At 63.4% G+C, this 15,254-nt stretch carries 13 protein-coding genes; 7 read left to right on the top strand and 6 right to left on the bottom strand.

The window, feature by feature from the left end; genetic code table 11:
- Window positions 1-169: 169 nt before the first annotated feature.
- Window positions 170-622, bottom strand: coding sequence for a GatB/YqeY domain-containing protein (locus QTA58_RS17790; protein ID WP_085424872.1), 453 nt, complete (start codon window positions 620-622; stop codon window positions 170-172).
- Between the two features lie 325 nt (window positions 623-947).
- Here QTA58_RS17790 and carA point away from each other — a divergent pair, with 325 nt between their 5' ends.
- Both carA and QTA58_RS17780 read left to right on the top strand, forming a co-directional pair.
- Window positions 948-2,153 (top strand): glutamine-hydrolyzing carbamoyl-phosphate synthase small subunit, encoded by a 1,206-nt coding sequence (gene carA, locus QTA58_RS17785; RefSeq protein WP_289669884.1) that lies wholly within the window; start codon window positions 948-950, stop codon window positions 2,151-2,153.
- Between the two features lie 97 nt (window positions 2,154-2,250).
- Window positions 2,251-2,601, top strand: coding sequence for an antibiotic biosynthesis monooxygenase family protein (locus QTA58_RS17780; protein ID WP_289669882.1), 351 nt, complete (start codon window positions 2,251-2,253; stop codon window positions 2,599-2,601).
- 30 nt (window positions 2,602-2,631) lie between these two features.
- On the opposite strand, the gene QTA58_RS17775 is transcribed toward QTA58_RS17780, so the two are convergent.
- Window positions 2,632-4,026: an MATE family efflux transporter gene (locus QTA58_RS17775; protein WP_289669880.1), complete on the bottom strand. Its 1,395-nt coding sequence runs from the start codon at window positions 4,024-4,026 to the stop codon at window positions 2,632-2,634.
- Between the two features lie 127 nt (window positions 4,027-4,153).
- On the bottom strand, window positions 4,154-5,413 hold the full coding sequence (locus QTA58_RS17770) for a TCR/Tet family MFS transporter (protein WP_289669878.1): 1,260 nt from the start codon (window positions 5,411-5,413) through the stop codon (window positions 4,154-4,156).
- Between the two features lie 283 nt (window positions 5,414-5,696).
- Between QTA58_RS17770 and QTA58_RS17765 the strand changes: the two genes are divergently transcribed.
- Window positions 5,697-6,176: a DUF2938 domain-containing protein gene (locus QTA58_RS17765; RefSeq protein ID WP_289669876.1), complete on the top strand. Its 480-nt coding sequence runs from the start codon at window positions 5,697-5,699 to the stop codon at window positions 6,174-6,176.
- Between the two features lie 4 nt (window positions 6,177-6,180).
- Here the strand turns inward: QTA58_RS17765 and QTA58_RS17760 are convergent, their stop codons facing one another.
- Window positions 6,181-6,504 (bottom strand): helix-turn-helix domain-containing protein, encoded by a 324-nt coding sequence (locus QTA58_RS17760; protein WP_289669874.1) that lies wholly within the window; start codon window positions 6,502-6,504, stop codon window positions 6,181-6,183.
- A 49-nt stretch (window positions 6,505-6,553) separates the two neighbouring features.
- Here QTA58_RS17760 and QTA58_RS17755 point away from each other — a divergent pair, with 49 nt between their 5' ends.
- Window positions 6,554-7,036, top strand: coding sequence for an SRPBCC family protein (locus QTA58_RS17755; protein ID WP_289669872.1), 483 nt, complete (start codon window positions 6,554-6,556; stop codon window positions 7,034-7,036).
- Between the two features lie 762 nt (window positions 7,037-7,798).
- On the opposite strand, the gene QTA58_RS17750 is transcribed toward QTA58_RS17755, so the two are convergent.
- Window positions 7,799-8,704: a neutral zinc metallopeptidase gene (locus tag QTA58_RS17750; RefSeq protein WP_085424880.1), complete on the bottom strand. Its 906-nt coding sequence runs from the start codon at window positions 8,702-8,704 to the stop codon at window positions 7,799-7,801.
- A gap of 100 nt (window positions 8,705-8,804) precedes the next feature.
- Window positions 8,805-10,016: an MFS transporter gene (locus tag QTA58_RS17745; RefSeq protein ID WP_289669869.1), complete on the bottom strand. Its 1,212-nt coding sequence runs from the start codon at window positions 10,014-10,016 to the stop codon at window positions 8,805-8,807.
- On the opposite strand from QTA58_RS17745, the gene QTA58_RS17740 reads away from it, so the two are divergent.
- The 3 genes from QTA58_RS17740 to QTA58_RS17730 all read left to right on the top strand — a co-directional run bounded on the left by QTA58_RS17740 (window position 10,015) and on the right by QTA58_RS17730 (window position 15,249).
- Complete coding sequence (locus QTA58_RS17740; protein ID WP_289669867.1) at window positions 10,015-10,344, top strand: hypothetical protein; 330 nt, start codon at window positions 10,015-10,017, stop codon at window positions 10,342-10,344. The two genes, QTA58_RS17745 and QTA58_RS17740, sit on opposite strands and share 2 nt — an antisense overlap.
- Before the next feature lie 80 nt (window positions 10,345-10,424).
- Window positions 10,425-13,922: a carbamoyl-phosphate synthase large subunit gene (carB, locus tag QTA58_RS17735; protein ID WP_289669865.1), complete on the top strand. Its 3,498-nt coding sequence runs from the start codon at window positions 10,425-10,427 to the stop codon at window positions 13,920-13,922.
- Window positions 13,923-14,040: 118 nt separating this feature from the next.
- On the top strand, window positions 14,041-15,249 hold the full coding sequence (locus tag QTA58_RS17730) for a DUF2235 domain-containing protein (RefSeq protein ID WP_289669863.1): 1,209 nt from the start codon (window positions 14,041-14,043) through the stop codon (window positions 15,247-15,249).
- The last annotated feature ends 5 nt before the right edge of the window (window positions 15,250-15,254 follow it).

Here is a 15,254-nt window from a genome sequence, read left to right as displayed (position 1 = left end):
GAGTTTCCTGGCTCTTCGGAACGGAGCGTATCGCAGCGTCTCATGGCACTCCGTTCCTTTCTCACCGGCAGCAAGTTCGCGGTCGGCCGGGGAGAGGCGTAGAAGAGCAAAAAGGCGGGAATCCGCTACCGGGTTCCCGCCTTTTGTATCTGCACCGTTGGCTGCGAGCCTATTTCAGCAGTTCCTTCACCACGCCGGAGGCCTTGGCGAAATCCATCTGGCCCGGATATTTTTCCTTCAGCACGGCCATGACCTTGCCCATATCGCGCAGCCCTTGCGCGCCGGTTTCCGCGACTGCCGCCTGAATGAGCGCGCGCGCCTTCTCGTCCGAAAGCTGCTCCGGCATGAAGCCCTTGATGACTTCTATTTCCTCGCGCTCCTGCGCGGCGAGCTCGCCGCGGCCGGCATCCTCGTAAATCTTGGCCGATTCTTCGCGCTGCTTCACCATCTTCTGCAGGATCTGCAGGATATCGTCGTCGCTCACGGCATCCTTGCCGGCGCCGCGGTTGGCGATGTCGCGGTCCTTGATCGCGGTCTGGATCAGCCGCACGGTCGAAAGCCGGCGGCTGTCCTTGGCCCTCATGGCTTCCTTCAGCGCTTCGGAAAGCTTGTCGCGCATCATCTTTGTTTTTCTCCTTGGGAAAAGCCCGTCGCAAACGGCAGGAATTGTGGCTTTTCCTTGTCATTCACGCCGCTGTCATAGACGAGGGGTCGGCCGCGATCAAATCAAATTCCCCAAGCCCTTGAATCTCATGAGCTACAATCCCCATGGATTCTTGAGCCTGCGAGATTGACCGCCCCGCCCGCTTTGTCTATTTTCCGGCACCTGCACGAGATTTAGATTTCAGGGTTGGCGCCGGGTTTTCCTGCGCGCCCGTTTCTGCGACATAGATGGCCCTCGCAACCTGTCTCTTCAAGGGACGGGAAGGCAAGGCAGAAGGATAGACATGACCGCGACCGCCCCTTGGACCACCAAGAAACCAACCGCAGTGCTCGTCCTCGCCGACGGCACGGTGATCGAAGGAACCGGGATCGGCGCCACCGGCAAGGTGCCGGCCGAGGTGGTCTTCAATACCGCGCTGACCGGTTACGAGGAAATCCTGACGGATCCTTCCTATCTCGGCCAGATCGTCACCTTCACCTTCCCCCATATCGGCAATGTCGGCACCAACGAGGAAGACATCGAAGACCTGACGCCCGCCGCCCGGCGCGGCGCGGTCGGCACCATCTTCAAGGCCGACATCACCGAACCCTCCAATTATCGCGCCGCCCGGCATCTCGATGCCTGGCTGAAGGCCCGCGGCATCATCGGCCTTTCCGGCATCGACACCCGCGCGCTGACCGCCTGGATTCGCCAGAACGGCGCGCCGAATGCGGTGATCGCCCATGATCCGAACGGCGTCTTCGACATCGAGGCGCTGAAGGCGGAAGCGAAAGCCTGGAGCGGCCTCGAAGGGCTCGACCTCGCCAAGGAAGCGACCTCCGGCCAGTCCTCGCAATGGTCCGAAAAGCCCTGGGTCTGGAACGAAGGTTATGACGATCTGAAGCCGGAAGATGCCAGGTACCACATCGTCTGCGTCGACTACGGCGTGAAGCGCAACATCCTGCGCCTCTTCTCCGGCCTCGACTGCAAGGTGACCGTCGTTCCGGCCCAGACGTCTTCGGAGGATATCCTGGCGCTCAAGCCGGACGGCATCTTCCTGTCGAACGGCCCGGGCGATCCCGCCGCCACCGGCGAATATGCGGTGCCGGTCATCAAGGACATCATCAAGACCGACATCCCGACCTTCGGCATCTGCCTCGGCCACCAGATGCTCGGCCTTGCCCTCGGCGCGAAGACCGAGAAGATGCACCAGGGTCATCACGGCGCCAACCACCCGGTCAAGGACCACACGACCGGCAAGGTGGAGATCGTCTCGATGAACCACGGCTTCGCGGTAGACTCGAAGTCCCTGCCGCAGGGCGTTGAAGAGACTCACGTTTCCCTCTTCGACGGCTCGAACTGCGGTTTGCGCGTCGCCGGCAAGCCGGTCTTCTCCGTCCAGCATCACCCGGAAGCGTCGCCCGGCCCGCAGGACAGCCATTATCTCTTCCGCCGCTTCCTCAACCTGGTGCGCGAGCGGAAAGGCGAGCCGGCACTCGCGGAGCGCTGATACCAGCGTCTCAAAAAATCGGCCGGCGGCTATTGACCTCAACCTTAGTTGAGGTCGCACAAATACCCCTGTTCACCTGAGCAGGGGTATTTTTCATATGAGCAGATTACAGCAAGCACCCGTCGTCCGCGTCAACAGATTCTCGGTACCGCCGGAGGCCCGCGACGAGTTCATGAAGCTCATTCAACGGACGCATGAAGTCATCCGGGCGCAGCCGGGTTTTCTCGACGACATGATATTGGAGCAGAACGCGGGAACCGAGACGTTCAACGTCATCACCATTCTCCAGCTGGAAGGCGAGCACGTTCTCCAGCCGATCATCGCGGCCGTTGCGAGATCGGATGAGGCAGCCGGCATCGACCGGCAGGCCCTGAGCCGGAGCCTCGGCGTCGAATCAAGCGTCGGCTTCTATTCTCCGGTCGTTCTGCCGCAGCTCCTCGCCGCCTGACCTGCCGCCGATCGCGCAACCCGCCGGATGTCAGCGAGTTGCGTTCGTCTGGCGCCGGACCAGAAGCCAGAAGCGGCCGCAAAGGAGCAGCGCTGCCGCCGCAAGTCCGGTGACGAAGCCGAACCAGACCCCCTCGCCGCCGAAGCCGAGCGGAAAAGCGAAGATCCAGGCGCAGGCGAAACCGATCGGCCAATAGGCGATCAGCGCCAGGATCATCGGCACCCTCGTGTCCTTGAGGCCGCGCAGCAGCCCCGCGCCGACCGCCTGCAGACCGTCGACGAGCTGGAACGCGCCGGCGATCGCGATCAACGGCACGGCAATCGCCAGCACCGTTTCCGCATCTCCCTGACGCGTATCGAGGAAAAGCCCGCCGAGCGAACGCGGCATGGTGGCGTAGAGAATGCTGCCGATCGCCGTGAAGAAGATGCTGATCGCCAGAACGGCGACCGCCGCGCGCTTGACGCCGAGGAGATCGTCGCGGCCGTTGGCAAGGCCGACGCGCACCGTCGCCACCTGCGCCAAGCCGAGCGGGATCATGAAGGCGATCGAGGCGAGCTGCAGGGCGATCCCGTGCGCGGCAAGTTCTAGCTTGCCGATCATGCCCATCAGAAGCGATGCGGCGGAAAACAGGCTGACTTCGGCAAGAATGGTGAAGCTGATCGGCAGGCCGAGCATCGCAATCTCGCGCACCATGCCCCAGTCCGGCCGCCAGAACCGCACGAATATCTCATAGGCACGCATCTTCGGCTGGCTTTCCACATAGGCCACCGCGATGAAAAAGCCGGTGACGTTGGCCGCGACGGCGGCGATCGCCGCGCCGTGCAGGCCAAAGGCCGGGGCACCGAAATGGCCGAAGATCAGCGTATAGGCCACCGCCGCATTCATCAGGAACATGCCGATCGTCACGTAGAGCACGATGCCGCCCTTCTCGAGGCCGGTGACGAAACTGCGGATCGCCATCAGCCCGAGCGCCGGGAAGACGCCCCATTGCGCGATGCGCAGATAGCTCTGGGCGTTGGCCGCGACGTCCGGCGCCTGGCCGAGCTGCAGCAGGATCGGCTCGGAGAACCACAGAAGCGGCGCGGTCAATACGCCATAGGCCAGCACGATCCACAATCCCATGCGCACCGAGCGGCGGACGCCGACCGGATCGTTCTGGCCGAGCGCCTGCGCGACAAGCGGGACGACGGCGCTGGAAAAACCGGTGCCGAAAATGAAGACGATGAAGAACATCTGCGTCGCGAGCACGACGGAGGCGAGTTCGGTCGTCCCGAGCCAGCCGACCAGAATGACGTCCGTCGTATGGATCGCCATCTGCGCAAGCTGGGCGCCGACGAGCGGAACACCCAGAGCGAATGTCGCGCGCATATGCGAGGACCAGGAATTGTCCGTATTGCCTTCAAGGGTCATGACCTGGCTCGACATGGACTTCCTCCACAGACGAAAAAAGCCGCTTCCAGAAACTGGGCAGCGGCGGATGATACAGCCATAGAGGAGCATCATCCGTGCGGCAAGACTTACGGGCCAAGCAGCAGAATTTTTGGCCGTCTCTTCAAGAAATCTGATGAGAAAGCTGCTTTTCGAGCGAATCCGCCGGCGTTTTCCGTGAAATCCGGGTCAAGAACACCAGGATCGCGATCAGCATGAAGAACGCCGCCATGATATAGGGCGCGCCTGCGAACTCCACCCTTGCCTGCGGTCCGGTGAAGGCGCTGAAGAGCTGCGTGAAGATCGCCGGGCCGACGATCGTCGTCAGGCTGGTGAGGCTCGTCATCGCACCCTGCAATTCGCCCTGCGCCGACGGAGGAACCTTGCCGGCGGCGATGCTCCGCAGCGGCGGATCGGCGACGTTCTCGATCGTCGTGGCGAGGATCACGGCGTAGACGATCCACCCCTCCCAGGCCAGCGCATAGCCGGTGAGCCCGAGGCAGGAGAAGGACAGGCCGAGCACCGCCGTCTTCCATTCGCCGAGGACGGGCACCAGCTTCGGCAGCACGAAGCCCATGACAAGCGCCGCGCAGATGCCGAAGAGGCCGAGCGACAGGCCGATCTGCCCCTCGCTCCAGCCATAGCGGTAGGCCGAGACGAAGGGCCACACGGACGGGTAGACCGCGTGCGCCAGCCAATAGAGGAACATCACCAGCATGATCCAGCCGATGCCCGGATAATGGCGCATCTGCCGCAGCGCACCGAGCGGATTGGCGCGCCTCCACTCGAACTTGCGGCGATGCGCCCGCTCCAGCGTTTCCGGCAGCAGGAACCAGGCGGCGATGAAATTGGCGAGCGACAGCAGGCCGGCGCCGAGGAAAGGCACGCGCGGGCCGAGTTCGCCGAGGAGACCGCCGATCACGGGGCCAATGGTGAAGCCGACGCCGAAGGCGATGCCGATCAGTCCGAAATTCTTGGCGCGGTTCTCGTCATTGCTGATATCGGCGATATAGGCCGAGCAGGTCGCGAAACTGCCGCCCGAAATGCCGGCGAGCACGCGGCCGACGAACAGCATCCAGAAGCTGGTCGCGGCGGCGCAGATGAGATTGTCCAGCGCAAAGGTCAGAACGGATGCAAGCAGGATCGGCCGGCGGCCGAACCGGTCGGAGAGGTTTCCGAGCAGCGGCGCGAACAGGAACTGCATGGCCGAATAGATGAGCAGCAGCCAGCCGCCGTCGACGGCGGCGGCACTCACGTCGTCGCCGGTGAGTTCCTGCAGGAATGCCGGCAGCACCGGCATGATGATCGCGATGCCGATGACATCGAGAAACAGGATCATGAAGACGAGGAACAGGCCGCGGCGGACGAATTTCGGATCGAGCATCGGAATGTCTCTCTAGGATTTTGCGTTTTCTGGAAAGACGATCGAAGTCGCCGCGCGCCTACATAGCGGCAAACGAAAACGGAAACAATCCGTGAACATTTCAAAGTTTTTGATGGGACCCATGATTGGAGACGCCGCCGGCGCCCGCTATTGCGGAGCACAGCTCGCTCAGACGGACAGCGGAAGACAGGATCGGTCGCCGACGCACGAACCACCACTTCCGGATGCCGGCAAAAAGGGTCTATAAGGGACCCCCTTCCTCCTTCCATTCCGGCGGCACCTCATGATCGATCTTCTCTGGCGCGGCATCCTGATCGGCATCGGCGCGACCGTTCTCATGGACCTCTGGGCGATCGTGCTTCACCGCGTCTTCGGCCAGCCGAAAGCCAACTGGGCGCCGGGCGGCCGCTGGTTCTGGCATCTTTCCCGCGGAAAGATCTTTCACGAGAGCATTGCCGCCGCCGAACCCTATGAGCACGAACTCGCGCTCGGCTGGGCGGGCCACTACGCCGTGGGCATCCTCTACGGCGTCGTCTTCGCCGTGATCGTCGGGCCGGCCTGGTTTGCCGCCCCGACATTCCTGCCCGCCTGGATTTTCGGCATCGTCACGGTCGGCGCGGGCTGGTTCCTGTTCCAGCCGGGCATGGGCCTCGGCTGGGCTGCCTCGAAGACGCCGAAGCCCAACAAGGTCCGCTTCCTCAACCTCGTCGCCCATACGGTCTTCGCGCTCGGGCTTTACGGCACGGCGCTGCTGGCAGGCTGAACCCTCAGCCTTCCAGATCCCGCTTCATCCGGCCGAGCATATCGACGGCGCGTGCGGCATAGTCGCCGATCCAGCGGTCATGGATCGCCTTGATCGGCAGCGGGTTCAGGTGGTTCCACCGCTCCCTGCCCTCCCTTCTGACCAGCACCAGGTCGGCCCCCTCCAGAACCTTCAGATGCTGCATCACCGTGCACCGGTCGAGTTTCGGAAAACGTGCGCAGAGCTCGCCCGTCGTCTTCGGATGATCCTTCAGCTCGTCCAGGATATCCCGGCGAATCGGCGCGGCTAACGCCTTGAAAATCCTGTCGCTTTGTTTTTCGCTTGACATGTTATGTTTTTATAACATGATGAACTGGAAAACAAGGGAGAAGAAGACCATGGAACTGAAATTCAAGGTATCCGGCCGGATCTCGAAACCGGTCGAGGACGTCTTCGAGGCGGTCGCCGATCCGAAGAAGCTCTCCGGCTACTTCACGACCGGCGGCGCCAGCGCGCGGCTGGAAACCGGCACCGCCGTCACCTGGGACTTCGCGGATTTTCCAGGCGCCTTTCCGGTTGAGGTCGTCGAGGTGGAGAAAAACAGGAAGATCGTGCTGCGCTGGGATGCGACGGACGGCAATGCCGCCGAACAGGGGCCGGAAAACGTCGCGCCTGCCAATTACAGGACGACGATAACCATGACGTTCGAACCCCTGGACGGCAACCGTACGCTGGTGACGATCGCCGAGGAAGGCTGGCGGGAAACGCCCGGCGGACTGGCTGCCTCCTACGGCAACTGCCAGGGCTGGTCGCAGATGCTCTGCGCTTTGAAGGCCTATGTGGAATACGGCATCAACCTGCGCGAGGGGATGTACAAGTAACCCCTCTTCGAGCAGCACGGGCGTTCACGGGCACGCCAAGGCGCACCGCGCAGTATCCTGCCGGGTTTTCAAAGAGCGATCCGGAGAGCCCACGCGAATGCGGAACCTCGGTAGATTTTAGTATGTGGCTCCGCATTCGCGTGGCCTTCGGCGTTCTTTCGGGGCTTCCGGCCCCTACAGGTGATCATCTCGCCTCGCTGCGTGGCTTCGTTCGCGCCCGTCCTTTCGGGACAGGCCTGCCACTTGCACGGCTCAACCGAACCTGGCCTGGCGACCAGGGGGAGGCTTGATAGGAAAGCCCGTCTTTCGACGAACTCTCCATGGCTTTCACCTCTTCCACCGTCCCCGCACGTTACGGTTCCGATGGAAGCGCCGGCTCCCGCCTGCCCGCGAACGTCTCGCGAAACACTCCGGCGACGGAAGCGGGAGGATTGTAGGCACGGGTTTGGAGGGCGGGGATGAGAAAGAGGTTAAGCGGTTGATAAAACTTGGGTGACCTTGAATTTTATCCATCAGTTCGGTGGATGCGGCCACACCCCCCTCTGCCCTGCCGGGCATCTCCCCCACAAGGGGGGAGATCGGATGGGAGCACCGGCTTCCCCAAACAATTAAGCCTTCTGCCCGGTACACCCCAAGTGAGATGGGAAAGCCATGCCGCTTGTGATCTCCCCCCTTGTGGGGGAGATGCCCGGCAGGGCAGAGGGGGGTGAAGCTGGTTCGCCAGTGTTCCAGGCCTTTGGCCGACACCGGAGAACATGCCCCTCACACATCTCCGGAAAACGTATCGCAGGCCTTGATGTCGCCGCTGTCGAAGCCGCGCTGGAACCAGCGCATGCGCTGGGCCGACGTGCCGTGGTTGAAGCTTTCCGGCACCACATAGCCCTGGCTGCGCTTCTGGAGCGTATCGTCGCCGATCTGCTGGGCGGCGTTCAGCGCCTCTTCCAGGTCGCCCCGCTCCAGAATGCCCTTCTGCTCGGTGAATTTGCCCCAGACGCCGGCGAAGCAATCCGCCTGCAGTTCGACGCGCACCGACATCTGGTTCGCCTCGACCTCGCTCATGCGCTGGCGGGCCTGGTTGAAGCGCGGCAGGATGCCGAGCAGGTTCTGCACGTGATGGCCGACCTCATGCGCGATCACATAGGCCTCGGCGAAATCGCCGGCCGCATCGAAACGCTGTTCGAGCTCCCGGAAGAAATCCGTGTCGAGATAGAGCTTGTGGTCGCCCGGGCAGTAGAAGGGCCCGGTCGCGGAAGAGGCAAATCCGCAGGCGGAGCTCACCTGGCCGGAGAAAAGCACCAGCGTCGGCTCCTGGTAGCGCTGGCCGTTCGCCTGGAAGATGCCGTTCCAGGTATCTTCCGTCTCGGCGAGCACGGTGCGCACGAAGGCGGTCGTGTCATCATTCGCCGGCGCGCCGCCGGTCGTCTGCCGCGAGCCGGAATCCTGAAACCCGATGTCGCCGCCCGAAAGCAGCGTCAGCGGATTGATGCCGGTGATCCAGCAGATGATCAGGATGACGACGATGCCGCCGATGCCCAAGCCACCGCCCCGGCGTCCGCCGCCTCCCACGGGAATGCGAAAACCGCCGCCTCGCCCGAACGGGCTGCCGCCCATGGAGGCCCCGCGCTGGTCCTCGACATTGTCCGACTGACGGCGGCCTCTCCACTCCATCTTGCGCTCTCCTTTTCGCCGGCCCTGTGCCTTGCCGCTAATATAACGTCCGCGGCGGCAAAGGCGAGCCTCGGCGATCCCTCAACCGCAAGATTTCCCGTCAGGCGACCCTGAGCGCCTTCTTGCCCGGCAGGAAGACCGTGAGAAGCCCGAGCACCGGCAGGAAGGAGCAGACCGTATAGACGAAGGTGATGCCGTAATGATCGGCGAAGACCCCGAGCACCGCCGCGGCGATGCCGCCGATGCCGAAGGCGATCCCGAAGAAGATGCCGGCGATCATGCCGACCCTCCCCGGCACCAGTTCCTGCGCCATCACCACGATCGCCGGGAAGGACGAGGCCATGATGAAGCCGATGATGGCCGAGAGCGCGATCGTCACCGGCAGGTTGGCGTAAGGCATGGCGAGGGTGAAGGGCAGCACGCCGAGGATGGAGAACCAGATGACCACCTTGGAACCGAAACGGTCGCCGATCGGCCCGCCGATGACGGTGCCCAGCGCCACGGCGCCCAGGAAGATGAACAGCATGACCTGCGACTGCTGGACCGTGACGTCGAAGCGCTCCATCACGAAGAAGGTGTAGTAGCTGCTGATCGACGCCATGTAGGCATTCTTGGAGAAGGTGAGGATCGTCAGGATCGCCAGGGCGACGACGACCGTCCGCTTCGACAGGCTGTGGGCGTTCAGCACCCGCTTGCGCCCCTTGTTGGCGAGCATATGCGCCCTGTACCAGCGCGCCACCCAGGCGAGGACGACGATGCCGAGCAGGGCGCCCACCGAGAACCAGGCGACGCTGCCCTGCCCGTTCGGCACGATGATGAAGGCGGCGAGCAGCGGGCCGATCGACTGGCCGAAATTGCCGCCGACCTGGAAAGTCGCCTGGGCGAAGCCGTAGCGGCCGCCCGAAGCGAGCCGCGCGACGCGGGAGGCCTCCGGGTGAAAGACCGCCGAGCCGATGCCGATCAGCGAAGCGGCGATGACCAGCATGGCATAGCTGTGCGAGCCCGCCAGCATGAAGAGGCCGATGAAGGTCGAGCCCATGCCGACCGGCAGCGAATAGGGGAAAGGCTTCTTGTCGGTGATGATGCCGATCACCGGCTGCAGGAGCGAGGCCGTGCATTGAAAGGCAAGCGTCAGGATGCCGATCTGCCAGAAGTCGAGGGCGTAATCCGTCTTCAGCATCGGATAGATCGCCGAGATCATCGACTGCATGATGTCGTTCAGCATGTGGCAGAAACTGACTGCCAGGATGATCGGCACGACCGTCGCTTCGGCGGCGACTGCGGCAGCGGGTTTCGAGGTTGCATCGGCCATGGTGTTTCCTTCCGCGCAAGCGGTCGTCATCGCGGATGGCCGTTGCTGCAAGTTTCTTTTCTGGAAGCACATAATCCCGCAAGCCGCACCTGTCCATGACAGCTATGCGGCTAGCGGTACGGTTCGGGAACTTTTATTGCAGGATCAGGAATTTTTATTGCAGGATCAGGCGCGACGCAAGCTTCTGCTGGCGCCGAAATCCTCGTCAGCCGACCCAATACGGACAGGGCGAAGACGCGTTTCGGACACCTTTAAGGATTCTGTCGATTTGGCGATTTATGGGGTTCCGTTTGCAAAAACATTTGCCTATAAGCCGCTTCTAGCCTGAAAAGACCATGAACTGCGCACCCGGCCGGCAATCTTCCGCCCTGGCCGGTTTTTCGCGCAGGAAAAAGCGGAAAGACCACCATGCCGAAGCGCCAAGACATCAAATCGATCCTCATCATCGGCGCGGGTCCGATCGTCATCGGCCAGGCATGCGAATTCGACTACTCCGGGACGCAAGCCTGCAAGGCGCTCCGGGAAGAAGGTTACCGGGTGATCCTGGTCAACTCCAACCCGGCGACGATCATGACCGATCCGGGCCTCGCGGACGCCACATACGTGGAGCCGATCACGCCGGAAGTCGTGGCGAAAATCATCGCCAAGGAACGGCCGGACGCGCTGCTGCCGACCATGGGCGGCCAGACGGCGCTCAACACGGCGCTCTCTCTCAAGAGAATGGGCGTGCTCGACCGCTACAATGTCGAGATGATCGGCGCCAAGCCGGCCGCGATCGACAAGGCCGAGGACCGCGCCCTCTTCCGCGAGGCGATGGCGAAGATCGGGCTGGAAACGCCGAAATCGATGCTGGCGAACGCCACCGACATCAAGGATGCCGACCGCAAGACCCATGAGGCCGAGCGCGCCAAGCTGCGCGAGAGCTTTTCGGGCCCCGGACAAGACAAAGAGCTCGACAGGGCGCTGGACGATCTCGAAAACCAGTGGAACCTCGGCGAGAGCGACCGCAAGCAGCGCTATATGAGCCATGCCATGGCGATCGCCGCCCAGGCGCTCGACCATGTGGGCCTTCCGGCGATCATCCGCCCCTCCTTCACGCTCGGCGGCACCGGCGGCGGCATCGCCTACAACCGCTCGGAATTCTTCGAGATCGTCTCGGGCGGCCTCGACGCCTCGCCGACCACCGAAGTGCTGATCGAAGAGTCGGTACTCGGCTGGAAGGAATACGAGATGGAGGTGATCCGCGACAAGGCGGACAACTGCATCATCATCTGCTCGATCGAGAACATCGACCCGATGGGCGTCCACACGGGCGATTCGATCACCGTCGCGCCGGCGCTGACGCTGACCGACAAGGAATACCAGATCATGCGCAACGCCTCGATCGCGGTGCTGCGCGAGATCGGGGTGGAGACCGGCGGCTCGAACGTGCAGTTCGCCGTCAATCCGAAGGACGGCCGCCTCGTCGTCATCGAGATGAACCCGCGCGTCTCGCGCTCGTCGGCTCTGGCATCGAAGGCGACCGGCTTTCCGATCGCCAAGGTGGCCGCCAAGCTCGCCGTCGGCTACACGCTGGACGAGCTCGAAAACGACATCACCGGCGGCGCGACGCCCGCCTCCTTCGAGCCGTCGATCGATTACGTGGTGACGAAGATTCCGCGCTTCGCCTTCGAGAAATTCCCGGGTGCCGAGCCGACCCTGACCACCGCGATGAAATCGGTCGGCGAAGTCATGGCGATCGGCCGCACCTTTGCCGAGTCGCTGCAGAAGGCCCTGCGCGGCCTCGAAACCGGCCTGACCGGCCTCGACGAGATCGAAATCCCCGGCCTCGAGGACGGCGAGAACTCCAAGAACGCCATCCGCGCCGCGATCGGCACGCCGACGCCGGACCGGCTGCGCATGGTCGCCCAGGCTCTCCGCCTCGGCATGAGCGAGGCGGAAGTCCACGAGGGCTGCAAGATCGACCCGTGGTTCATCGCCCAGTTCAAGGCGATCATCGACATGGAGACGCGCATCCGCGAGCACGGCCTGCCGCAGGACGCCGAGAACCTGCGCATGCTGAAGGCCATGGGCTTCTCCGACGCCCGGCTTGCGAGCCTGACGGGCAAGCGTCCGAAGGAAGTCGCCGAACTGCGCAACAGCCTCGGCGTCCGCCCCGTCTTCAAGCGCATCGACACCTGCGCGGCCGAATTCGCCTCGCCGACCGCCTACATGTACTCGACCTACGAGACGCCCTTCGTCGGCGCGACGCGCTCGGAAGCGGAAGTCTCGGATCGCAAGAAGGTCGTCATCCTCGGCGGCGGTCCGAACCGCATCGGCCAGGGCATCGAGTTCGACTATTGCTGCTGCCACGCCGCCTTCGCGCTGAAGGATGCCGGTTATGAAGCGATCATGATCAACTGCAACCCGGAAACCGTCTCGACCGACTACGACACGTCCGACCGCCTCTATTTCGAGCCGCTGACGGCCGAAGACGTGATCGAGATCCTGCGTGCCGAACAGGAAAAGGGCGAAGTGGTCGGCGTCATCGTCCAGTTCGGCGGCCAGACGCCGCTGAAGCTCGCCGAAGCGCTCGAAAAGAACGGCATCCCGATCCTCGGCACCGCGCCTGACGCGATCGACCTTGCCGAGGACCGCGACCGCTTCCAGAAGCTTCTGATGAAGCTCGACCTCAACCAGCCGAACAACGGCATCGCCTACTCCGTCGAGCAGGCCCGCCTCGTCGCCGCAGAGATCGGCTTCCCGCTGGTCGTGCGCCCGTCCTACGTGCTCGGCGGCCGCGCCATGCAGATCATCCATTCGGAAGGCCAGCTGCAGACCTACCTGCTGGATACCGTTCCGGGCCTCGTGCCGGAAGACATCAAGCAGCGCTACCCGAACGACAAGACCGGCCAGATCAACACCCTGCTCGGCAAGAACCCGCTTCTGTTCGACAGCTACCTGACCAACGCGATCGAAGTCGACGTCGACTGCCTCTCGGACGGCGACGACGTCTATGTCGCGGGCATCATGGAACATATCGAGGAAGCCGGCATCCATTCGGGCGACAGCGCCTGCTCGCTGCCGCCGCGCTCCCTGTCTGCCGAGACGATCGACGAGCTGGAACGCCAAGCGAAAGCCATGGCGAAGGCGCTCAATGTCGGCGGCCTGATGAACGTGCAGTTCGCCATCAAGGACGGCACGATCTACGTTCTGGAAGTGAACCCGCGCGCCTCGCGCACCGTGCCCTTCGTCGCCAAGACCATCGGCGCGCCGATCGCCAAGATCGCCGCCCGCGTCATGGCCGGCGAGAAGCTCGACGCGACCTTCGCCGCCTATGGCGAAAAGCCGGACCCGCGCGCGCTGAAGCACATCGCCGTCAAGGAAGCCGTCTTCCCGTTCGCCCGCTTCCCGGGCGTCGATACGCTGCTCGGGCCCGAAATGCGCTCGACCGGCGAAGTCATCGGCCTCGACACGGATTTCGCGCTCGCCTTCGCCAAGTCGCAGCTCGGCGCCAACGTGGAACTGCCGCGCGACGGCACGGTCTTCGTCTCCGTCCGCGACGAGGACAAGGTCCGCGTGCTGCCGGCGATCCGCATCCTGACGGAAATCGGCTTCAAGGTGCTCGCCACCGGCGGCACGGCCCGCTTCCTCGGCGAAAACGGCATCACGGCCACCAAGATCAACAAGGTTCTGGAAGGCCGCCCGCATATCGAGGACGCGATCCGCAACCGCCAGGTCCAGCTCGTCATCAACACGACGGACGGCAACAAGGCGATCTCGGACTCGAAGTCGCTCCGCCGCGCGACGCTGATGCAGAAAGTGCCCTATTACACGACCATGGCCGGCGCCGAGGCTGCCGCTCTCGCGATCAAGGCGCTGAAGGCCGGCAACCTCGAAGTCCGCCCGCTGCAAAGCTACTTCTGAGCCGAGGCGAAAGCTCCCCGGGACCTGCATCGCGGATGCGGGTCTCCCTGACGACCACACCCAGAGTTGAAGTCGGCCATTCCGAATGCTACCCTCCGCGTGGCGTTCGGGGGCTGACATGTCCAAGAATATCGTCATCCTGTTCGACGGCACGTCGAATGACATTTCGGCGGACCGTACGAACATCCTGAGACTGTTCGGGACGCTCAGGCGATCGGAAGAGCAGATCGTCTACTACGATCCCGGCATCGGCACCTTCGGCGCCGCAAACGCCTGGTCGAAGTTCTACCGGAAATCCTTCGAGGTCTGGGGGCTTATCACCGGCTGGGGGCTGGACCAGAACGTCAAGGAGGCCTACCGCTTCCTGGTCGAGAATTACGACTGCGGCCCGGCCGGTGCCAATGGCCGCCATCCCGATCGCGATCGCATCTACATCTTCGGCTTCAGCCGTGGCGCCTATACCGCGCGCGTGCTGGCGGGCTTCATCCACGCGTTCGGATTGACGAGCAGATACCACCTCAATCTCGTCGACTACGCCTACAGGACCTACAAGGGCATTCCCGAGCAGGAGCAGAGCGGCGAGAACGCCGCCGAGGGCGGCGATGCGGCATCCGCCTTCCAGAGCATGCGGCTCTACGAACGGATGCTCCGCAACGACCGCCCGCCGATCAAGCTTCTCGGCCTCTTCGACACCGTGGCTTCGGTGATCGAGCCTGGCAAATGGCATCCGCAGTTCAAGACGCATCCTTTCACCCGCAGGAATCCCAGCGTCGAATGGGTGCGGCATGCGGTGGCGATCGACGAGCGGCGCACCATGTTCCAGCCGGAACTCTGGACACCGGGCCAGGACTTTTGGGGCGGTCCTTTCAAACCGAAGGCGGTCACGCCGCAGAATTTCAAGGAAGTCTGGTTCGCGGGCGTCCATGGCGACGTCGGGGGCGGATACCCGGAGGAAGCGAGCGGCCAGGTCAAGATCCCGCTCGACTGGATGATCCGCGAGACGCAGCCGACCGGCCTCGTCTACGTCACCCGCACGATCAACAACATCGTACGCGGCAAGAACGCCAACCGGTATGTGCCGCTCGATCCGCTCGCGACCCTGCACGATTCAATGACCTGGGGATGGAAAACCCTCGAATTCCTGCCCCGGCGCGTTCCCGAAAACTCCTGGCGCCGGCGCGGCAACCGGACCGGCATCTACCTGCCCCTGGAAGACCGACGCCTCATTCCGGATGGCGCAGCGCTGCATCAATCGGTCAAGACGCGCATGGGCGGCAGCGGCTACACGCCGCCCAACCTGCCGAACGATCCTCAATTCGTTTCCTGAACCGA

The organism is Neorhizobium sp. CSC1952 (assembly GCF_030378245.1).
In the GTDB taxonomy this organism is placed as follows: Bacteria; Pseudomonadota; Alphaproteobacteria; order Rhizobiales; family Rhizobiaceae; genus Neorhizobium; species Neorhizobium oryzae_A.
This window is presented reverse-complemented; position numbering and strand designations above follow the sequence as displayed.